The organism is Ligilactobacillus animalis KCTC 3501 = DSM 20602 (assembly GCF_001434535.1).
Lineage (GTDB): Bacteria > Bacillota > Bacilli > Lactobacillales > Lactobacillaceae > Ligilactobacillus > Ligilactobacillus animalis.
In genome coordinates, this window is the sequence record NZ_AYYW01000004.1 from 1 (window position 1) to 20,989 (window position 20,989).

18 protein-coding genes are annotated in these 20,989 nt (G+C 40.5%); 4 read left to right on the forward strand and 14 right to left on the reverse strand.

Annotated features, from left to right (window positions below; translation table 11 throughout):
- Positions 1-369: 369 nt before the first annotated feature.
- From FC30_RS01630 to FC30_RS01665, 8 genes are all read right to left on the reverse strand, one after another.
- On the reverse strand, positions 370-2,433 hold the full coding sequence (locus FC30_RS01630) for an LTA synthase family protein (protein ID WP_010688421.1): 2,064 nt from the start codon (positions 2,431-2,433) through the stop codon (positions 370-372).
- A 109-nt stretch (positions 2,434-2,542) separates the two neighbouring features.
- Positions 2,543-2,776, reverse strand: a complete 234-nt coding sequence (locus FC30_RS01635; RefSeq protein ID WP_004051512.1) for a YkuJ family protein — start codon at positions 2,774-2,776, stop codon at positions 2,543-2,545.
- 131 nt (positions 2,777-2,907) lie between these two features.
- Complete coding sequence (locus tag FC30_RS01640) at positions 2,908-3,927, reverse strand: lysylphosphatidylglycerol synthase transmembrane domain-containing protein (protein ID WP_010688422.1); 1,020 nt, start codon at positions 3,925-3,927, stop codon at positions 2,908-2,910.
- Positions 3,927-4,949, reverse strand: a complete 1,023-nt coding sequence (locus tag FC30_RS01645) for a glycosyltransferase family 4 protein (protein ID WP_010688423.1) — start codon at positions 4,947-4,949, stop codon at positions 3,927-3,929. Before FC30_RS01645 ends, FC30_RS01640 begins: the two co-directional genes overlap by 1 nt.
- 13 nt (positions 4,950-4,962) lie before the next feature.
- Positions 4,963-6,144, reverse strand: coding sequence for a glycosyltransferase family 4 protein (locus FC30_RS01650; RefSeq protein WP_010688424.1), 1,182 nt, complete (start codon positions 6,142-6,144; stop codon positions 4,963-4,965).
- 193 nt (positions 6,145-6,337) lie between these two features.
- Positions 6,338-8,059, reverse strand: a complete 1,722-nt coding sequence (gene ptsP, locus FC30_RS01655; RefSeq protein WP_010688425.1) for a phosphoenolpyruvate--protein phosphotransferase — start codon at positions 8,057-8,059, stop codon at positions 6,338-6,340.
- Positions 8,059-8,325, reverse strand: coding sequence for a phosphocarrier protein HPr (locus tag FC30_RS01660; RefSeq protein ID WP_010688426.1), 267 nt, complete (start codon positions 8,323-8,325; stop codon positions 8,059-8,061). Before FC30_RS01660 ends, ptsP begins: the two co-directional genes overlap by 1 nt.
- 195 nt (positions 8,326-8,520) lie before the next feature.
- Positions 8,521-8,709 carry a hypothetical protein gene (locus FC30_RS01665; protein WP_010688427.1) on the reverse strand — a complete coding sequence of 63 codons (189 nt, stop codon included), beginning with the start codon at positions 8,707-8,709 and terminating at the stop codon, positions 8,521-8,523.
- Between the two features lie 153 nt (positions 8,710-8,862).
- On the opposite strand from FC30_RS01665, the gene FC30_RS01670 reads away from it, so the two are divergent.
- From FC30_RS01670 to FC30_RS01680, 3 genes are all read left to right on the forward strand, one after another.
- Positions 8,863-11,025: an ATP-dependent Clp protease ATP-binding subunit gene (locus tag FC30_RS01670; RefSeq protein WP_010688428.1), complete on the forward strand. Its 2,163-nt coding sequence runs from the start codon at positions 8,863-8,865 to the stop codon at positions 11,023-11,025.
- A 152-nt stretch (positions 11,026-11,177) separates the two neighbouring features.
- On the forward strand, positions 11,178-11,453 hold the full coding sequence (locus FC30_RS01675) for a DUF1827 family protein (RefSeq protein ID WP_010688429.1): 276 nt from the start codon (positions 11,178-11,180) through the stop codon (positions 11,451-11,453).
- Between the two features lie 146 nt (positions 11,454-11,599).
- Positions 11,600-12,751 (forward strand): MucBP domain-containing protein, encoded by a 1,152-nt coding sequence (locus tag FC30_RS01680; RefSeq protein ID WP_010688430.1) that lies wholly within the window; start codon positions 11,600-11,602, stop codon positions 12,749-12,751.
- A 99-nt stretch (positions 12,752-12,850) separates the two neighbouring features.
- Here FC30_RS01680 and FC30_RS01685 read toward each other — a convergent pair whose 3' ends face one another.
- From FC30_RS01685 to FC30_RS01695, 3 genes are all read right to left on the reverse strand, one after another.
- Entirely contained in the window at positions 12,851-14,428 is a 1,578-nt protein-coding gene (locus tag FC30_RS01685; RefSeq protein ID WP_010688431.1) for a peptide chain release factor 3, read from the reverse strand.
- Between the two features lie 121 nt (positions 14,429-14,549).
- A complete protein-coding gene (locus FC30_RS01690) occupies positions 14,550-15,806 on the reverse strand; it encodes a hemolysin family protein (protein ID WP_010688432.1) in 1,257 nt (418 codons plus the stop codon).
- Positions 15,807-15,833: 27 nt separating this feature from the next.
- Positions 15,834-17,255 (reverse strand): ATP-binding cassette domain-containing protein, encoded by a 1,422-nt coding sequence (locus FC30_RS01695; RefSeq protein WP_056938455.1) that lies wholly within the window; start codon positions 17,253-17,255, stop codon positions 15,834-15,836.
- Positions 17,256-17,497: 242 nt separating this feature from the next.
- On the opposite strand from FC30_RS01695, the gene FC30_RS01700 reads away from it, so the two are divergent.
- Complete coding sequence (locus FC30_RS01700; protein ID WP_010688435.1) at positions 17,498-17,935, forward strand: GtrA family protein; 438 nt, start codon at positions 17,498-17,500, stop codon at positions 17,933-17,935.
- A 52-nt stretch (positions 17,936-17,987) separates the two neighbouring features.
- Here the strand turns inward: FC30_RS01700 and FC30_RS01705 are convergent, their stop codons facing one another.
- The 3 genes from FC30_RS01705 to ntdP all read right to left on the reverse strand — a co-directional run bounded on the left by FC30_RS01705 (position 17,988) and on the right by ntdP (position 20,865).
- The gene (locus FC30_RS01705) at positions 17,988-19,016 is read right to left on the reverse strand and encodes an NAD(P)H-dependent glycerol-3-phosphate dehydrogenase (RefSeq protein WP_010688436.1); all 1,029 of its coding nucleotides are present in this window, start codon (positions 19,014-19,016) and stop codon (positions 17,988-17,990) included.
- A gap of 81 nt (positions 19,017-19,097) precedes the next feature.
- On the reverse strand, positions 19,098-20,222 hold the full coding sequence (locus FC30_RS01710; RefSeq protein ID WP_010688437.1) for an AI-2E family transporter: 1,125 nt from the start codon (positions 20,220-20,222) through the stop codon (positions 19,098-19,100).
- Between the two features lie 97 nt (positions 20,223-20,319).
- The gene (gene ntdP / locus FC30_RS01715) at positions 20,320-20,865 is read right to left on the reverse strand and encodes a nucleoside tri-diphosphate phosphatase (RefSeq protein WP_010688438.1); all 546 of its coding nucleotides are present in this window, start codon (positions 20,863-20,865) and stop codon (positions 20,320-20,322) included.
- Positions 20,866-20,989 lie beyond the last annotated feature (124 nt).

The following is a 20,989-nucleotide window of genomic DNA, read 5'->3' on the forward strand; positions in this document are numbered from 1 at the left end:
ATAATATCATGATTTTCAAGATGATGTCAACATCTTTTTTATATTATATTTTTAAGCAACTGCTCTGCATCAGCAACTTTTATAGTATACCAACATCTATCAAGAAACGTCAATAACTTTTTTAGATTTTTTTGAATATATTCAAAAATTTTTTCCTAATACTAAAATATAACCTTATCTCTCTTTACTATTCCTATAGCACACTCTCAAAAAAGAGCCTGTGACATCGCTTTTTTATACCAAAACATTTACACCCAAGATCAACTTAGCAGACAACAAAAAAACGCTCCGATGCGTATTTTGCATCGGAGCGTTTTTCCTATTAGCTATACGGAACTACTTGTGTTGTTTTACACGCTTTTGCCTAAACTATTTCAGTTCAGGAGCGTCTGTTTCGTATAGGTTTTCAGTTGAATTGCCATTATTTTGCTGCAAGACACTCGTTGGTTTATCCTTTTGTGCCTGTTTGAGCTGTTTTAGGCCTTCTGAATACTTATAGTTGTATTTAGTCTTATCGGTCGCCTTAAAGCCTGCAGGTGTGTAGAAACGCAACAGATCGCCTGTGATGATCTTATCGGAAAGTGATAACTCTTCATCAACGTATTCTGTCTGTGCTTTAACTTGTGCCTTTTGCTCGGCCGTCAAACTATCTGTAACATCTTCACCCTTGTCATTATAGATCGTACTTCCGATCTTGGTAAATGTAGGTGAAACAAAGTCACCATTTCTAAAGGCAACTGTTTGATTACGATCCTTAGCCAATAAATCATTACCTAATTGGATCGTATCCGTATTCTTGATCCCCAAAAGGTCTAATAAGGTCGGCATAACGTCGATCTCACCGCCATAAGTATGATCGACTCCGCCCTTGATCCCATTAACATGGATCATGAATGGAACCTTTTGGAACTGTGCTAGATCATAACTATCCACGCTCTTCTTACCAAGTAATTGCGCGATCGCCTTTTTATGGTTATTTGAGATGCCATAATGGTCACCATAAACAACGATCATCGAATTATCATAGAGACCTGCTTTTTTCAAATAACTGATAAATTCGCCAAAAGCATCATCTAAGTACTTGGCTGTTTGAACATAACCGTCAACCGTGCTATCACCTGTTGTCGTCTTTTCAATCGTTTGATTTTGCTTATCAAGTTCGTATGGATAGTGGTTTGTGACCGTGATCAACTTTGCATAGAACGGTTGCGGTAACTGTTCGATGTACTTAACCGACTGTTGTAAGAACAGTTTATCCTTCAAACCATATCCGATACTATAGTTAGACTTATTCTTGTAGTAGTCTTCACTAAAGAAATATTGATATCCCCAAGACTTATAGGTATTATCGCGATTCCAAAAACTACCAACATCTCCGTGAAATGCCGCTGTTGTATAGCCTTGTTGGTCCATAATAGCTGGCATCGCTTGGAAGGTATTATTGGTACCATAAGAGGTCATAACTGACCCTGATGGTAAACCAAAGAGTGATGTTTCTAACATCGTTTCAGCATCAGAAGTCTTCCCTTGTCCTACTTGGTGGTAGAAATTATCAAAGGAGATCGTGCTTTGATCGCTATAAAATTGATTGATATTTGGCGTTACTTCCTTACCATTAACTTTATAGTTGATCATAAATTGTTGGAAACTTTCCAAATGGAAAACAAAAACATTCTTACCTTTTGCTTTACCATAGTATTCTGGATTGACTGTTGTTTTGTTTTTTTCCAAAAACTTCAAGACCTGATCCATATCACTACTACTTGCACTAGCTCTTGTAGCACTTTCCTTATGCGTTTGGTAAGCGTTATAAGCAGCATAGAAGTTAATACCTAAATATTTAACAATATAGTTATTGTCAAATGTACGTGTCAGCAGTTGTGGGCGGTTCTTTTCGGCTAAACCTAGATTAGCTGCAAACAAAACACATGATAACAGTGTGACTCCGATCGGATAGCGGAACTTGACTGGTCGTGTATCGATTTTGATGACCTTAAATACCAATAGTAATGTCAAAATGATCACATCTACAAAGACCCATAAGTCACTAAGATGTAAGATCTCGCCAATACTTAACGATAAATTATTTGAAACTGATCCTGAAGACTTAATGATCCCCATCGATAGGAAATCAGAAAACTCCCGATAGTACAAAATATTGGCAAAAAGCCATAATGAGGCGATCAAATCGACGATCATCATGATCCAATAGGACTTCTTACCTCTAAAATAAAGGGCGATGCCTAAAAGTAATAAACCTGCTGGGAGCGGATTTAACAAGAGTAAGAAGCGTTGCATGCTGTCATTGATCCCTAAGCTGAACTTATTAACATAAACAGCATACGTTTTAATCCAAAGTAATACCAGAGTTAAAATAAAAAACCCTGTGCGCGTATTCAGCCCATCACGGACTTTCTTTAGCACTGAACGCATCTAATTGCCTCCAATAATTAAGTAGTATTTAATTGTCTATGCGTCAAATTATAGTTTAATATCCTATGAAAAAGATAGTCATTCCACAAGATTTAAAGATATTTTAAAATTAGTCGTTTAATAAGTCGTAGATCTCCATCGCTGCTAGATCGATATCATCAAAATCGAACTTTTGATGTGTTGCTAATTCTTCTAATTCAAAAGTTTGTGTTGCAGGATCGTATGTTACGAATCCTCTTTCTTGTCCTTCACGTTCAAAACGACGTGATTGAACTTCATTTGTGTCTGCTTTCATCATCGCATCTAGTCTTTCGATAATTGCCACAAGTTGTGAATTTTCCATAGATATAAATCTCCTCTTCATTTAAGTAGATCATGGACCTACTTTTGATATACCTTAGCAAATTATATACTAACACACCAAATATAATGAAACAATTCAAAAAAGTTGAAGATTTTAGGATATTCTTCTCTTTAATCTTGTTTTGAATATTTATCTGGCTTGATCACTAAGGCTACCATGCCACCAAACATCCCTAAGTAGTAGGTGATGATCCGCCAAATTATCATTGCCAAGACCAGCTTGCTCCCGCTGTTGACAAAGGCCGAAAAAATCAGTGAAAAACTGTATTCGGCCCCTCCAGCTCCTCCAGGGATCGGGAATAGTGAGATCACCATCACGATCAAAACGTGAAGCGTCATTACCGTCAACAATTCAGCATGTTCGACCCGTAAAGCCAACAGGATAAAAAACGGGATGATGTAATAGAAAAATAGTTGGACCAAAGTGATCAAACTAATTTTGAACAACAAGCGGTAGTTAGCTTTCAATTGTAAGCTCTCCCGATAAAAGTTATCGATCTTTTCATTGATCAACTTATCATATTTTTCATAACGTTCTGGAGCTAAAAAACGTTTAAAAGGGTGCAAGCATAGATTTGTTATCTTCTTAGTAAAGTCATACCAATACATTATCAACAACAAACCTAAGATCACTGCCAAATGGATCAAAAAGCCAAAGATCAACAGTAATCCCATAACATGCAATTTATCAGCGATCAAATGAAATCCTAAAAATAAACAAACAATGAAATTTAAAACGATCATCGATTGATACACCACAAATTTCATCAATAAGATCGAGGTCGCACGTCCAGCATCTACCCCAGATTGCAACAAGGCAAATAACTGCGCTGGCTGTCCGCCTGAAGCAAACGGGGTGATTCCGTTAAACAAAGCTTCGATCAACGGGATCCGCAACGAATCCTTAAAAGAATAAGTCGGGAACTGTCTTTTCAGCAATTCTTTGACTACAAAGCCCTCGCAACAAATCGACAGCGCCATACATAACACGGCTACTGCGATCCACCACCAATTAAGATGTGTGATATCACCAACTAAGTCATGATAGGAGATCCCTTGAACAGAATAAAAAAAGATCCCGCCCCCGATCAATATCATTACCAAGAGGGCTAATTTATTTTTCTTTGACATCACACTTTCCCCGCTTGCTTTTTATAGTAATCTAACCAGATCAAAGCCAGGCGATCTTCTGAATAAAATTTAGCTGCTGCTTTAGCCCGCTCACGCAATTTAGCCAATACATCTGGATCTTTGGCTAACTCTTTGAGCTTTTTTTCCATCTCATCGATATCAGCACAACCAGCATAATAACCCGCGATCACACCTTCATAAAGCTCGAGTTCACGTAAGACAACGGGTGTCTCACAGCTAAATGCTTCCAGCACACTCATTGGGAACAGTTCATTGTATGATGGTAACAAGAAAACATCAGCCAAGTTGTAATACTCACACATTTCAGTTCGTTCGACGATCCCCGGAAAATGTAAATTCTTAGGTGGATCGTCGACGACCTTTTTCAACTCTGCATAGCCATCAGTGATCATTCCAAACGAAAAGCCTCCGACCCAAACGAATTCGAATTCAGGATTACGCTTAGCCAGCTCGATAAAATCAAAGACGCCTTTTCTTTCCTGGATCTGCCCAACGCCGACGATCAAAAATTTATCGGTAGGCAACTTTTTTTCCACACGTAACTGCTTTTTGGCCTCACTAGCGATCGGATGAAATTCCTTTTTAGATACAAAATTAGGAATATAAGTTATCTTCTCACGAGCGATCCCATAAGCTTCCAGTTTAGGAATAAAAGTCGGATTAACAACGACTAGGGCATCCATCCGCTTATAAAAAGCGATCACATAGCGATACAATACTTTACGTGCGATCCACGGTAACTTGAGACTTCCCTCCAGTGTTTCTGGCAAAAAGTGAACGTAACCCACTTTTTTGCCCCGACGTTTGGAAAAAGTCGAAAAGAAAAACTTTAAGTCGATCGTGTGATAGTGACTGATATCAGCTGGACCAAACTCATTGATCGTGATCGCCAACTGCTCAGGATAGTATTTTTCTAGCAACTTTATCAGTTCGGTATATGCACTGCCCACCCCTTGGCCTTTGACCTTGGTTGCCGACGAATACATGTGAACATTTAACATTAGAAAACTCCTTTTAGCTGTGTTCTTTTGAGTAGGTGGTTTGACTCAACTCCAGATAGTGTTCCTTACTGCGTTCATAAAATTGTAAGATCTTTTCACCAAACTCATCAGCTGAGATCTCTTTTAACTTCTGTTGTAACGGTTTAGGATCTTGATATTTGGCTGGCTTCGTCAAATATTCAACTACTAACTCAACAAATTCTTGTAAAGTCTCAAAATTTGCACCGATCGTCCGATCACTTAGAAGTTCAGCCGTGTATGGGCTTTTCGAGGAGACCACTTTAGTCCCAGCTGCCAACGCCTCGATATACGTTAGTCCTTGCGACTCTGAGACCGAAGTTGAAACAAGTAGATCAGCGGCATGATAAAACTCACTCACTTGAGTATTGTCCACTTCACCTGTAAAGATGATATCTTCGGTCAATTCGAGTTCTTTTACTTGATCTTGCAATGATTCTTTAGCTGGGCCATCACCTACGACCAACAATTTGACCCCTGGGACTTGAGCTTTGATCGCAGGAAAACTAGCTACCATACGATCGATATCTTTTTCAAAGGCCAAACGACTCAACGTTAATAACAAAGGCGCATCTTCAGCTATCCCATAGTGTTTTCGAACATTATTTTCACTAGCAACTTTAAAACGCGTCAGATCGACCCCTGTAGGAATAACAGTGATCGGTTCTTTGACACCATAACGAGTCAACGTCTCTAAGACCCGTTCACTTGGTGCCACGACCCCACTCATTTTTTCGCAAAATGAACAAGTCATCAAGCGTACATGGGATGGTTTCAATAATTTCCCTTTAGCCACGTAATGCAAATAATCTTCATACATCGTATGGTAAGTATGAACACACGGGATCTTTAGCGCTTTAGCTACAAATTTCCCGATCAAGCCCATTGAAAATTCAGTTTGCGTATGAACAATATCTAGATTTAATTCCTTAGCTACTTGATAAGACTGAAACAGCCCTCTAACAGCGATGCGTCTATCGGTAAAAGAAATAAACGGAATGCTAGCAAAGCGAAATACATTGCGCTCATAGACATTTTTCTCGACATCAGGATCAGTAGTCGTAAAGATATAGACCGTATGTCCTTTTTGTTCTAATTGGGAACGCAAAGTATCGATCGATGTCGCAACTCCGCTGACTTGCGGAAAATACGTATCTGTAAATATGCCGATATTCACAAGCACCTTTCCTCCTCAACTTTTTATCAGTTTTAATTATATGGTTTTAACTATTCCTTTGCAATGCTCTCACTGATGCGAAGAGCAAAAAAATACCATTCTTAATATTTTAACATTTCTCGACTGATTTTAGACAAAAAGAGACCAGAAATCTCTTTCCAGTCTCTTCTCTTTAAGATAAGTTGATCAAATTTTACTTCGTGTATTCAGCTACTAAAGCTTCAACTTCTTCAGTTGTTTCGCAATCTTCAACTGCTTTTTGAGCTAATTCTTGCATCTTAACTGAATCAAGTTTCTTCAACAAGCTACGTGTCTTCAAGATCGAAGTTGCACTCATTGAGAATTCATCTAAGCCTAAACCAAGCAACAATGGCACAGCAACTTGATCGCCAGCCATTTCACCACACATACCAGTCCACTTGCCTTCTTTATGAGAAGCATCAATGATGTTCTTGATCAAACGCAAGATAGATGGGTTATATGGTTGGTAAAGGTAAGATACACGTTCGTTACCACGGTCAGCTGCCATCGAGTATTGGATCAAGTCATTGGTTCCGATACTAAAGAAATCAGCGTACTTAGCTAACTTGTCTGCGATCATTGCAGCAGCAGGAATCTCCATCATCATTCCGACTTCGATATCGTCAGAAACTGGGATACCTTCTTTAACTAACTTAGCTTTTTCTTCTTCAAAGATCGCCTTAGCATCTTTGAATTCCTTGACAGTAGCGATCATTGGGAACATGATAGCCAAACGTCCATAGTGAGAAGCACGTAACAACGCACGCAATTGAGTACGGAAGATATCTTGGCGATCTAACGAGATACGGATCGCACGGTAACCCAAGAATGGGTTTTCTTCTTCTGGTAGTGGTAGGTAAGGAAGATCTTTATCCCCACCGATATCCATTGTACGTACAACAACTTGTTTGCCGTCCATGCCTTCAACTGCTTCTTTATAAGCTTCGAATTGTTCTTCTTCTGTTGGAAGCTCACTTGCATCCATGTATAAGAATTCAGAACGGAACAAGCCAACTGCTTCTGCCCCATTGTCAACAGCACCTGTAACATCCTTAGGTGTACCAATATTAGCCCCTAAGATAACTTCTTTGCCGTCTTTGGAAACAGATTTAGCATCTTTTAATTGTTGCCATTCAGCCTTTTGAGCTTTGAAATCAGCAGCTTTTTGTTCATATTCAGCCAATTGTTCGGCAGTTGGATCAACAACTGCATCCCCAGCAATACCATCAATAATGACCATATCGCCTTCTTTGATCTCAGTCGTTGCTGAGCCAGAACCTACAACTGCAGGGATCTCAAGCGTTCTTGACATGATAGCCGAGTGCGATGTCCGCCCACCGATATCAGTGATAAAGCCCTTAACAAAATTGCGGTCTAACTGTGCTGTATCAGATGGTGTCAAGTCATGCGCTACGATCACGACTTCTTCGTTGATCAAAGCTGGGTTAGGTAAAGTTACACCCAACAAATGACTCATAACACGCTTAGTTACGTCACGAATATCACCTGCACGTTCTTGCATGTAAGCATTGTCTGTCATACCTTCAAACATGGAAATAAACATGTCGGTCACGCTCTTCAACGCAGCTTCAGCATTAACTTTTTCATTCTTGATTTGATTTTCGATTTGACCAATCATTTCAGGGTCAGCCAAGATCGTCAAGTGCGCTTCAAAAACTTCAGCTTCTTCAGCACCTAAGTTTTGGGCAGCTTTTTGCTTGATAGCTTCAAGCTCACTCTTGGAGGCTGCAACAGCATCATCTAAACGCTTAATCTCAGCTTCTGGATCAGAGATGCTGGTTTCAGAAAATGAAAGGTCAGGTTGCACGAGCATGTAGGCTTTTGCGGCTGCAATTCCGTCACTAGCTGCGATACCCTTCAACATTTTCGTCATTATTCAGCAAGTCCTTCCTTTGTCATTGTTTCTGTGATAGCAGCGATTGCTTCTGCTTCATCAGCACCATCAGCAGAGATCACAACGTCAGCGTTTTGACCTACACCTAATGACATAACACCCATGATAGATTTCAAGTTTACTGATTTACCTTGATATTCTAAAGTAATATCTGAGTTAAATTTACTTGCAGCTTGCACCAAAAGTGTAGCTGGGCGTGCGTGAATACCTGTTTCTGCGATTACGTGAAATTCTTTCTTTTCCATTGTGGATCATGCTCCTTTAAATATAAATAAGATTTGTGCAACAATTAGTAAACAAATTGATTACAGCTGCAAAAGAATTCGTTTACATTAGCGATTACACTAAGTATTGCACCTGCTATAAAAAGATAATACCATGAATTATTTATCAAGACAAGGCATCACTCTTAAACATTTTGATAATATGTCAAAAAAAATTTATTTATCATTTTTATGATAATGATAGATAACTCCGCCGCCACGTTTAGCTGTGCCGACTACATTTTTCCGATAATTATAATTTAGTAAAATTTTTTGAAAATCCATAAATTCAGCGGTTTCGATCTCAAATTCTGTGATCTCACCTGCATGCAAGCGATCTAATAGAGCTTGATAATCTTTTTCCATCCTGCTACCCCCTCTCGCACATTTTTAAATTATACCATCTACCGATTTTTTTGCTTGCACTTAAGATAAAAATTTGTATAATAAAGCTACAAAGGTCAAAGTTGGTCAAACTAATTTTGACATTAAATTTTACCGGAAAGGTCGTGAATAGCTATGTTATGCCAAAATTGTCAGCAAAACCAAGCTACGCTACATTTAACAACAAACATCAACGGTCGCCAAACTTCGATCGATCTTTGTCCTAACTGCTATCGCGCTTTGAAAAATCAAAGTCAACTACCTCCATCTTTAGATGGTATCTTCCAAGATTCCTTTGGTAGTGACCCATTCGCTGATTTCTTCAAAGAGATCAACCAACAAAATCAACAGCGCCATACACCCGCACAAGAACCGCCAACAAAAGCCGGTGATAATGGGGATAACGGTAGCATTTTAGATAAATATGGGCTCGATCTCACTGCCCAAGCTAAAGCGGGCCAGATTGACCCCGTCATTGGGCGTGACCGCGAGATAAAACGTGTAACTGAGATCTTGAATCGTCGCACTAAAAACAATCCTGTTCTTACTGGTGAAGCCGGCGTTGGTAAAACTGCAGTGGTCGAAGGGCTTGCCCAAAAGATCGTTGACGGCGATGTTCCACAAAAACTATTGAATAAAAAAGTCATCCGCCTAGACGTTGTTTCCTTAGTCCAAGGGACCGGGATCCGCGGTCAATTTGAACAACGCATGCAAGAATTAATGGATGAATTGAAACAAAAACAAGATATCATCCTCTTTATCGACGAAATCCATGAGATCGTTGGCGCTGGGAACGCTGAGGGTGGCATGGATGCTGGTAACGTCTTAAAACCAGCTCTAGCTCGAGGTGAATTTCAACTCGTCGGGGCTACTACTTTAAACGAATTTCGGACGATCGAAAAAGATGCTGCCTTAGCGCGGCGTCTACAACCCGTTCAAGTCGAAGAACCATCTAAAGAAGAAGCTTTAGCGATCTTACACGGCCTGCGCGCTAAATATGAAAGCTATCATCAAGTTGCTTATACTGATGAAGCTCTTGAAAGTGCGATCCAGCTTTCGACACGTTACATTCAGGACCGCTATTTGCCGGATAAAGCGATCGACCTCTTAGATGAAGCCGGCTCGCGTAAAAATCTAGCCTTGCAAGCCTTTGATCCAAGCGAAGTCAAAGCTAAGATAACCCAAGCTCAGGCAAACAAAAAAGCTGCTTTAGACCAAGAAGATTACGAAAAAGCAGCATTTTACCGCGATCAAGTCGCTAAACTAGAAGAACACTTAACGGCTAAACCCCAAGCTAAAAGCGAAGTTACCGCCCAAGACATGGAAAAGATCGTCGAAGAAATGACCTCCATCCCTGTCGGCGAACTCAAACAAAAAGAGCAAGCGCAATTACAAACCTTAGCGCAAACACTTAAGCAAAATGTTATCGGCCAAGACCGCGCCGTTGATAAAGTTGCCCGCTCGATCAGACGTAATCGGATCGGCTTTAATAAATCAGGCCGGCCGATCGGTTCATTTCTGTTTGTCGGTCCTACAGGGGTCGGTAAAACGGAAGCAGCTAAACAACTGGCTTTAGAATTATTCGGGACGACCGAAGCAATGATCCGCTTTGACATGAGCGAATATATGGAAAAATTCTCCGTCTCCAAATTGATCGGTTCGCCTCCAGGTTACGTTGGTTATGAAGAAGCTGGTCAATTGACCGAACAAGTTCGGCGCCATCCATATAGCTTGATCTTATTAGATGAGATCGAAAAAGCTCATCCCGATGTCATGCATATGTTCTTACAGATCTTAGATGATGGTCGCTTGACTGATTCACAAGGTAAGACTGTCAGCTTTAAAGATACGATCATCATCATGACAAGTAACGCTGGTTCAGGTGATCCGATCGTCAACGTTGGCTTTGGCACGACGGAAAGCACACCTAACTCTGTGGTCGATAAATTGACTAAATACTTTAAACCAGAATTCTTGAACCGTTTTGATGATATTATCGAGTTCAATGCTTTGACTAAAGAAAATCTTGACCAGATCGTTGAGTTGATGCTCGAAAAAGTCGACCAAACGCTCCAAGAAAATGGAATGTCACTTAAAGTTTCGACCAAAGCTCGCCAGAAATTAGTCGAATTGGGCTATGATCCTAAGATGGGTGCGCGTCCATTACGCCGTACGATCCAAGACCAGATCGAAGACAAAGTGACCGACTTTTACCTTGACCATCCCCAAGTTAAAGACTTTTACGCCGACCTGACCGACGATACGATCGTGATCAGCGAAGCAAACGTCACTGAATAATTCAACAAACTGGGAGTTTTTTTACCAACTTCCCAGTTTTTTATTTTCAACATTTTTGTCAGATAGTTTATAATAGATATATAGAATTGGTAATTTGAAGCATACATTTTACTTCAAAAATTTTACTATATTTAGCAAAGGGGGAAATCAACATGCAACTGATCGATGTTACCAACAGCTACTCACGCATGATCCAACATGAATTAGTTAAATCACCAGTTCATTTCATCAAAGTATATACCTTAGGGAATTCAAAAGTCGTCTATAAGAAAAAACATGCTTTTTCTGAGATCGTGATCTCAAATAAAATTCGCCGGATCACCCCTAAAGAAATTGAATTTGTCAAAACTAAGCTTTTAAAAGACCGTGCCGACGCTGCGACTGTTACTACTCAAGGAAACTTAGTGGAAATAAATTTGGAGAACTAAGACCTAGAAACCTCGTAAGCTACCTTACGGGGTTTTTTATTATTAAGTACTAAAAAAATTTAGATTACCTAGTAATAATTTTGTGCAATCATTTTAGAGATACGTTATAATTGACGTGATACTGATACGAGGGAGGCGAGTTCAAGTTGGCACCGAAAAGACAAAAAAAGACAAAACATCCAAATAATGAAAAACACCGGTCACGCTTTGCTAAGCGTTCTAAGATCGAAATAGCTCCGGTCAAAGAAGCATTGCTCGAGGAACGACCAGAGATCGAGATCGAAAAAACTGCGCCAGCTCAGCAACCTATCGCCCCGGCGCCACCACTAAAAAAAGAAGCAGAGATCGTATTAGACCAAAAACAAGCGGTCACAACTAAAAATGAGATCAAGAAAAAAGCCACTACACAGGATTCAACTGTTATCTTGATCTTCCAAGATGAAGATAAGACATTCTTAGCTTCACCGCAGATCATCTCGGGTAAGCGCCACGAACCGATCAAATTTAGATTCAAAGATTTTGAAGGCTACAATTTGATCCGTGTTGATGGTTTTACGAGTGATTTTGTCTTGCCTTACGCTGCGATCACCTTTACCTATCGTAAAAAAGATGCTGGTAACATTTGGATCTTTTGCCAAGATATCGATGATCGCCGGTTCTTGCAAAAGCCAACTTTTGTTAAGGGAAAAGTCGGTGATGAGTTTTCCCTTTCATCACCTGCGATCCGCAACTACACTCTCTTACGGGCTCGCGGTTTGACACATGGGGCCTTTACTTATGATCAACAGGCTGTTACCTATTTCTATCGCCGGGACAGTTGGAAAGATGTTGATTATACCCCGCATTATCTAAAATTCAAGCAGTCCCTACCTTGCTTAGATGCTCCTGATGGGCAAGTGACCGATGTGATCTTAGCTAAAGATACCATTTGGCAAACTTTTGAAACGATCATTACCGATAACGATCAACGTTGGTATTGCTTAGGCGGCAGTATTTGGATCAAATATGATGCCGAATTGATGACAATGTTGGATAAAAAGCCAGCTGTGATCAGCGACCGTGATACCCTTGATATTGATCTCCCACGCTCGATCGATCTGCGCCATAATGCGATGATCGACTTTATCCCAGATGGTGAACTCGTCCTATACGATAAACCATTCGGCCAAAAAGTCGGGTTGATCAGAAATGGCCAGATCGTAACCTTGACAGGCCGGATCAGAGTGGATGGAATGCTTTGGTTTGAAGTCAATGGTCTTGGGTGGACGATCCGTGAATATCTAAACTTGGATCCGTAAAATAACTATACTAAAAAGCTCAGAACTGACAGTTGAGATGTAGATCTCAACTATCAGTTCTGAGCTTTTATTATTTAATTAGCGCTTATCTATGTGAGATCATAGTTTTGCCGTTAATTTTACATCAGGATACTTATCTTTGAACCATCTTTCGGAAAATTCATTTTCAAAAAGAAATAGGGGCGCACCTTGACGATCTTTAACGAGCAAGTTTCTTGAACTCGACATCTTTTCATCTAATTGTTCTGGGTCGATCCAACGGGCGATCTTATTACCCATTGGTGTCATAACGACTTCAGAATTGTATTCATTTGCCATTCTAAATTGGAAAACTTCAAACTGCAATTGACCGACCGCACCTAAAATATAATCACCGGTGCTATAACTTTGATAGAGCTGAACTGCCCCTTCTTGCACCAATTGTTGGATCCCTTTATGGAATGACTTTTGCTTCATCACGTTCTTGGCTGTCACACGTGCGAATAATTCTGGCGTAAATTGTGGTAATTTTTCAAATTCGATCGTCTTTTTACCCGTATAGATCGTATCCCCTATCTGGAAATTCCCCGTGTCATACAACCCAATGATATCTCCGGCTACAGCAGTTTCAACTGTTTCACGTGTATCAGCCATGAATTGAGTCGAATTAGAGAGACGGATCTTTTTGCCTGTTCGGTTCAAGAAAACATCCATTCCGCGGTCAAATTCACCCGAACAGATCCGGACAAAGGCGATCCGGTCACGGTGGTTAGGGTTCATATTAGCTTGGATCTTAAAAATAAAGCCCGAGAAGGTCGGATCAGCTGGTTCGATCTCACCGCCAGCTTGGGTCTTATGCGCAGCTGGTGCAGGCGCGAATTGAAGATATGCATCTAAAAATGTTTTGACCCCAAAATTCGTCAAAGCCGAACCAAAGAAGACTGGTGTCAATTGACCATTTGCGATCTTTTCTTCGTCGAATTCATTGCCGGCATCCTTGACCAATTCAACTTCTTCTAAAACTTGTTGGTAGATACTATCTTCTTTTAACGGATCATCACCTTTGATCTCGCCATTTTCATCGAGTTCAAGGAATTTTTGTCCATCGGTTTCTGAGCGGTAAAGTTCGATCCGATCGTTATAGATATCATAGATCCCCTTAAGACCTTTACCCATCCCGATCGGCCAATTCATCGCATAGGCATCGATCCCTAAAACTTCTTCAAGTTCGGCAGTCAATTCTAAAGGTTCCCGGCCATCACGGTCTAATTTGTTGATAAATGTAAAGATCGGGATCCCCCGCATTTTACAAATTTGGAAAAGTTTCTTAGTTTGGGGCTCGATCCCTTTAGCCGAGTCGATCACCATCACGGCTGAATCGACCGCCATCAATGTTCGATACGTGTCTTCGGAAAAGTCCTCGTGCCCAGGGGTATCAAGGATATTAACGCGTTTGCCTGCATAATCGAATTGCATGACCGAACTCGTAACTGAGATCCCACGTTTCTTTTCGATCTCCATCCAGTCAGACTTAGCAAAATTACCACTCTTTTTAGCTTTAACTGTCCCAGCTTGGCGAACGACGCCCCCAAATAAAAGTAATTGTTCTGTGATCGTTGTCTTACCCGCGTCAGGGTGAGAAATGATCGCAAATGTCCGTCTTTTTTCAACGGCTTGTTTTAGTTCATCTGTTTTCATATTTACCTCACAATTAAATTCTATATCAGCTTTTGGCTAACTTCTCTAAATGTCACATATTATCTTACTTTAAAAAAAGGTCGGTTTCAACACTTAGTTAAAACCGACCTTTACTATATAATCAATTTTTTTGATCTTCTTTTGGATTCAACGCTCTAAACTTACGCCAACCTGAAAGCTCAGGTGGGATCACTGCTAAAACTTGCGTGATCCGAGCATCATCAACGATCTCAACTGTTTTCAACACTAAACCATCATCTTCGGTGACCGTCAAGACTTCATCGTCATCCGGGATCTTCCCTGTTTTAGCGATAATATAACCCGCAACGGTATCGATATCATCCATTTCAAGCTTCGTCCCAAATTCATCATTGAATTCTGTCAAAGTCGTTTTCCCTTGGACGATAAATTCATTTTCAGCCACTTGCTCGATCAATTTATCGGGTTCATCGGATTCATCTTCGATCTCACCGACTATCTCTTCTAAAATATCTTCTAAAGTCGTCAAACCTACGACCCCACCATATTCATCTAATAGGATGGCCATTTGGTTTTGTGTTTTTTGCATCTGCAAGAGCAACTCATCGACTGGCATTGTTTCTGGTACAAAGAACGCTGGATGCATCACCTGTCGGATCGTCAGCCGCTCAAAGCCATAACGCCGCGCCCGCTTTAACACGTTTTTGATATGCACGATCCCAACGATATTGTCTTTATCTTCATGATAGACTGGGATCCGCGAATAGTCCATTTCTAAAATACTGTCGATATTCCGATCATTATCATTTGTGATATCGATCATGAACGCATCGATCCGTGGTACCATAACTTCCCGTGCCGTTTTGTCGTGTAAAGATAAGACACCATTTATCATCTCAAAATCAGTCGTATCCAATTCACTTTCTTCACGCTGCCGTTGAATATTTTCTACGATCGTTTCAAAAGACATCTCTGTTGGCTCGTTGATCTGACCTCTTTGCTGAACTAATGCAACTATCTTAGTAAGTGGCCATAAGATCACATTTTCAAGTTTGAGTAACCACCCTAACTTTTGGCACAATAAGCCACTATTTTCGACTGTCACTTTGCTAGCCAGGCCAAATTCTAGCCCGATCAAGCCCAAAACTAAGACAATCAAGGCTACGAGCCCCCAAGTACCTCTGACGATCTGCGTTATACTAGCCATAGCTAAGAAGCCAAATGCGATCTTGCTTAAATAGGCTGCGATCCAGCTGTTAGCCCGATAATTTAGGCTATCTTTTTGGGCATCGGTGCTCTGACGCAATGCCTGCTCCCCAATTATATTTAAGCTAAATACAACGACCGCGATCAATGCGATCATTCCCCATAACAGGGGCTGTCCAGGATCTGATCCCATACATAAATCACCTTTTCTTAATTAATTTTATTTCGGTACATAAAGTGTTTCACCAGCTGTTAGATCAACACTTGAACCTAAATTATTCAATTCTTGAATTTTTTCGACTGTAGTTGCATATTTTGCAGCTAAAGACTCGAGCGTATCACCATCAGCCACATTGATCGTTTGCGCATCGGCTTGGGCTGAAGATAAGCTAGCGGCACTTTCGCTGCTTGCTTTAGCTGCGCTCTCACTACTTGCCTTAGCTGCACTTTCTGAGCTGGCTGCAGCTTGTTTACGTTGACTCTCTTCTGCCGCTTTTTGAGCACTCTCACTCGCTGCTTTTTGGCTAGCTTCTTTAGCACTTAACGCTTTAGTTTTGCTTTCACTTAAAGAAGCAGCCTTTTTTTGTGAACTTACTTTAGCGATACTTGCTGAATTTCCCTTAGCTTTCGTTGCATTAGAAGCTTGGGTCTTTTGGTACCAAAAAACGCCACCAAAGACGAGCACTACTAACGCTAATAAAGCAAGGATCACTTTAGAATTGACACGTTTAGCTGGTTTATCTGTCTGCGTGGCTTTTTCGCGTTGTACAGGGTCGTTACCGCGTTCAACAAAAAATTCCTTACGCATCCGAGGCTCATCTTTGCGCGTATAACCATGCTTGAATTGTTCACTCTTGAACACTTCATAAACCTTATTGATGTCAAAGTTGACCTGTTCTGCCTGTTTTTCTGCTAAGTAGTCATTTTTTTCAGGTAAGGTCAAATTAGCGATCCATTCACAAGCATATTCATACTGTCTGACCACTTCTGTTGTTGCCCCAAAATCTTGTAAGACACCAAATTGTAAAAGTGCCGCACGTTCACAAAGCGTCTCGATGATAACTGGACGCACTTCAGAAACGATAAATGTAACACCGGTATCCTTTAATTGTTGGATCTTTTGCACGGCTTTAAAGTAGAAGTTCCGGTCGACTGGGGATAAAACTTCATCTAAAATTACTAATTCTGGATCAATGAATAATACGATACTCAAAGCTAACCGAGCATACATCCCCGTCGAATATTCTTTGACTGGACGATACAATAATTCACCGATCTCAGAAAAGTTGATGATCCCGTTAGTATAATGGTTACCCTTAAATTCATCAATGTCAGCCTGAGCGATCGCTTGACGAATATTTTCAAGCCCCGTCTTTTCGGGGTCTAAACTCGTACAAGAAGCATAGGATCTTTTGGCCTTAGTCGTGATAAAACCCGTTGTTTGTTTATCTTTTTGGCCCAAGATCTTCATCAAAGCCACCTTGCCCGAGCCGTTATCACCGATCACACCGACCGCTTCACCATCATTTACAGCTAGGTCGATCCCACGTAATTCCCAAAAGTTTTTTACATCGTGTTTTTCTTTTTTATCTAAGAGCAACGGCACGCTCTTAGTAATATATTTGATTTCTATTTTTGCCATACTCTCTCACCAATTACCTTATCAAATTAAGCTAGTTTCAATAGTACAAAATTGCTTTCCTAGCGTCAACTAGAAAGCTGAGCGAATACAAAATTTGCACTAAAATATGTGTTTCCACTATAATATTAAGGTTAGTTGCTATTTTACGCAACTCTGACCCTAGACTAATGGAGACGGTAGTAAACAAAATTAGGAAAGGAAAAGCTATATTTGACCAGATCCTATATAGCAGCTTTGCCAACTTGAAAAAACTCTATCGTAAATATCAAAACTTCTTTTCTTATACCTTCTTTGGGACTTTAGCTAGTGCTATCAATGTTATCTTATTCCATATCTTGGAAAAAGATCTTGGTTTCAACTACTTACTCGCTAATTGTCTTGCTTATATCGTTGCGATCATTTTTACCTTCGTAACTAATAAACATTGGGTCTTTGCTTCTAAAAATACGACCTTGAAACAGACGCTCCAAGAATTTGTTTCATTTTGTAATGTTCGGCTCTTCTCGTTTATCTTGGATCTTGGGCTGATGTTTACCGGTGTGCAACTCTTAGCGCTCTATAAAGATCTGGCCAAAATACTCGATCAACTCATCTGTGGTATTTTGAATTACTTCTTTAGTAAATGGTTCATCTTCAAAACGACCGCCAAGATCTTACCCAAAGAAGTCGATGAAGAATAACTAAGCTATACTAAAAGATCCGCCCCAAACATCGGGGCGGATCTTTTCCTGTTTATTTTCGTTTTCCGATAACTTCAGATTTACTATCGCGAGTCATCAAACTCCCGATCTCTTCTTTGATATCAGCTTTATTATACAAAACGTTGTAGATGGCTTCTGTGATCGGCATTTCAATATGCTCTTCACGTGAAAGATCATAGGCTGCCTTCGCAGTATTGATCCCTTCAATGACCATGCCCATGTCTTCAATAACTTCATCAAGCGGCTTGCCTTGACCAAGTTGATCACCACAGCGCCAGTTTCTAGAGTGCACTGAGGTACATGTCACGATCAAGTCACCAACACCAGAAAGACCCATAAATGTCAATGGACTTGCTCCATAAGCCATGCCTAAACGGGCAACTTCGGCTAACCCGCGTGTCATCAAGGCCGCTTTAGCATCATCCCCATAGCCTAGGCCATGTAAGATACCAGCCCCGATCGCGATGACGTTCTTGAAGGCGGCCCCAGTTTCAACACCGACTACATCGTTATTGGTATAGATCCGTAAGTAGTTATTAGTAAACATGTCTTGGACTTGCTCAGCTGCTTTTTCTTCTTCACTAGCAGCTGTGATCAAGGTGATATCATGTCGCGCAACTTCTTCGGCATGACTTGGACCAGACAAGACAACGATGCTTGAGCAATAACGATCCGTCAATTCTTCGTGGATGATCTCAGAGATCCGTTTATGCGTACCGATCTCTAACCCCTTGCTGGCATGGATCACCATTGGACGTTGTTTTAACTTAGCTAAAACTTCTTTGACTTGTTTAGCCACCAAGCGTGTTACTTTAGTTGGTACAACAAATAAAATTGCATCGGTATCAGTTAAAGCTTCTTCCAAGTCTGTCGTTGCCCGTAGTTTTTCTGAATACTTAAAGCCAGGCATATATTGTTCATTTGTATGCTTTTCATTAAGCTCTGTCGCCTGTTCGACAACGTTTGTGTAAAGTGTGACATCATGTCCATTTTCAATTAAAACGCTCGCAAGAGTACTACCCCACGAACCGGCACCTAATACTGCTATTTTTTTTGTCATAAAATATACATCCCTACTTATAAGATATTTTCAATACAATTTCAAAATACCACAAATCGTGGTCCCTGGCAACTTAGACACTTAGGCATCTGTGTCGCTGTTTTGGAGTTTGATAATGTCATAAACATACGTCACAACGACCTTTGAGACCGCATAAAGTGGGATCGCCAAGATCATACCTAATAGACCAGCAATATTTCCAGCTGCTAATAAGATCATGATGATCGTCAACGGATGGATATCTAACGACTTACCGATCACGTTTGGATAAACGAGATTACCGTCGATCTGTTGGACGACCACACAGACAACGATCACTAAGATAACTTCTTTAAATGACATTGAAAGTGCGATAAAGATCGCTGGCACCAGTCCGATATACGGTCCAAGATACGGAATGATATTCGTGATCCCCGCAAACATGCCGATCAAAAGTGCATATGGGATCCCGACCAAGCCATAGCCGATCGCTGAAAATGTTCCGACAAACAAACACTCGATCACTTGACCCGAAATATATTTAGCGATCGTATCACTCATTTTTACCAAGAGATCCCCGATAACATCAGCTTGTTTAGCTGGTAACATGCGTTTGATATTTGGCAAAAGTTTCGGTCCGTCTTTCAACATGTAAAAGAGCACAAACGGAACCGTTACGATCGTCATTGTGATACTTGTCACCGCGCCGATCATTGAACCCAAACTCGAGGTCAATGAACCCATAAAGTTCTTCAAGATACCATTGAGTGAATCTTTGATATTATTGATATATTCGGTCAGATCGATATTGTCGGCCCAATCTGGGCGTTTAGAATTACGCGCTAATTCAGTTAAGTATGCTTGAAGCTCACTTAAATACTTAGGTGTCCGTGCGACTAATTGTTCGACCTGTGTCGTTAATTTAGGAACTAAATACGCAACTGTCAAGCCGATCAAGGCAAAGAACAAGAGAAAGACGATCGTCACTGCCCAAGTGCGCCCGATCTTAAACTTTTTATACTGGACTTTAGTAAGTAAATTGACCAAAGGGTTCAGCGCATAAAATAAGAACCCGGCGATCAATACCGGCGCAAAGATCGTTGAAATGAAGATCCCGATCGGTTGAAAGATAAAACCTATCTGGGTACAAACAAAGATCAACAATGCGACCAATAACAACTCAAGTGACCAATACATCAAACGATAACGTCTTTTTTTATTAAACATAATTTTTCCTTTCTGTTTCTTTTGGTCTCCCCACCTTTGGATATAAAAAAAGGGACTGCGACTTCTATCACAGCCCCAAATGGTTATAAACAGGCAATTACTGCCGGCGCGACAATTCTAAATAGCGATTATACCAAATCTCGACATATTCTTTTGAGAACGGTCCCTTGCCGTGTTCGATCCAATCGACTAGAGTTTTAACATTGTGCTTTAATATCAGATCTGTTTTAGCCGGATATTTCCATCTAGCACTGTGTTCAGCATACTCGTCTACATCGAGTAACCGTTTTTCACCATTAGGAAATACTTTTACATCCAGATCGTAATCTATATATTTGAGAGCTTCCTTATCTAAAACCATCGGTGAGGCTAGATTGCAGTAGTAGGAAACCCCGTTATCACGAATCATCGCCACAATGTTAAACCAGTAGTGCTTATGGAAATAAACCAGAGCTGGTTCACGGGTGACCCAACGCCTTCCATCAGCTTCTGTAACTAAAGTGTGATCATTACATCCGATCAAAGCATTTTCACTTGTCTTGAGTACCATCGTATCGCGCCATGTCCGATGTAGGCTGCCATCGTGTTTATAACTCTTGATCGTAATAAACTCGCCTTCCTTTGGCCCATTTGAATGACGCATATAACTTCCTGCTTTCTATAAACAAGGGTGTAGTTACACCAATATCATTTCAATTATACCAAAGATTGCAGAAAATGCCTATGACAATATAACTGGGACCAAAATTCTTCGAGCACTATTTTTT

What these genes read in the sequence shown, in the direction of transcription:
- FC30_RS01645 (WP_010688423.1), bottom strand. Translation starts at nt 4,949, where the DNA reads ATGTTAAATGTTCACATGTATTCGTCGGCAACCAAGGTCAAAGGCCAA.
- FC30_RS01690 (WP_010688432.1), bottom strand. Translation starts at nt 15,806, where the DNA reads ATGGGATCAGATCCTGGACAGCCCCTGTTATGGGGAATGATCGCATTG.
- FC30_RS01705 (WP_010688436.1), bottom strand. Translation starts at nt 19,016, where the DNA reads ATGACAAAAAAAATAGCAGTATTAGGTGCCGGTTCGTGGGGTAGTACT.
- FC30_RS01635 (WP_004051512.1), bottom strand. Translation starts at nt 2,776, where the DNA reads ATGGAAAATTCACAACTTGTGGCAATTATCGAAAGACTAGATGCGATG.
- FC30_RS01675 (WP_010688429.1), top strand. Translation starts at nt 11,178, where the DNA reads ATGCAACTGATCGATGTTACCAACAGCTACTCACGCATGATCCAACAT.
- ptsP (WP_010688425.1), bottom strand. Translation starts at nt 8,059, where the DNA reads ATGACGAAAATGTTGAAGGGTATCGCAGCTAGTGACGGAATTGCAGCC.
- FC30_RS01640 (WP_010688422.1), bottom strand. Translation starts at nt 3,927, where the DNA reads ATGTCAAAGAAAAATAAATTAGCCCTCTTGGTAATGATATTGATCGGG.
- FC30_RS01670 (WP_010688428.1), top strand. Translation starts at nt 8,863, where the DNA reads ATGTTATGCCAAAATTGTCAGCAAAACCAAGCTACGCTACATTTAACA.
- FC30_RS01665 (WP_010688427.1), bottom strand. Translation starts at nt 8,709, where the DNA reads ATGGAAAAAGATTATCAAGCTCTATTAGATCGCTTGCATGCAGGTGAG.
- FC30_RS01630 (WP_010688421.1), bottom strand. Translation starts at nt 2,433, where the DNA reads ATGCGTTCAGTGCTAAAGAAAGTCCGTGATGGGCTGAATACGCGCACA.
- FC30_RS01710 (WP_010688437.1), bottom strand. Translation starts at nt 20,222, where the DNA reads ATGTTTAATAAAAAAAGACGTTATCGTTTGATGTATTGGTCACTTGAG.
- FC30_RS01660 (WP_010688426.1), bottom strand. Translation starts at nt 8,325, where the DNA reads ATGGAAAAGAAAGAATTTCACGTAATCGCAGAAACAGGTATTCACGCA.
- FC30_RS01695 (WP_056938455.1), bottom strand. Translation starts at nt 17,255, where the DNA reads ATGGCAAAAATAGAAATCAAATATATTACTAAGAGCGTGCCGTTGCTC.
- FC30_RS01685 (WP_010688431.1), bottom strand. Translation starts at nt 14,428, where the DNA reads ATGAAAACAGATGAACTAAAACAAGCCGTTGAAAAAAGACGGACATTT.
- ntdP (WP_010688438.1), bottom strand. Translation starts at nt 20,865, where the DNA reads ATGCGTCATTCAAATGGGCCAAAGGAAGGCGAGTTTATTACGATCAAG.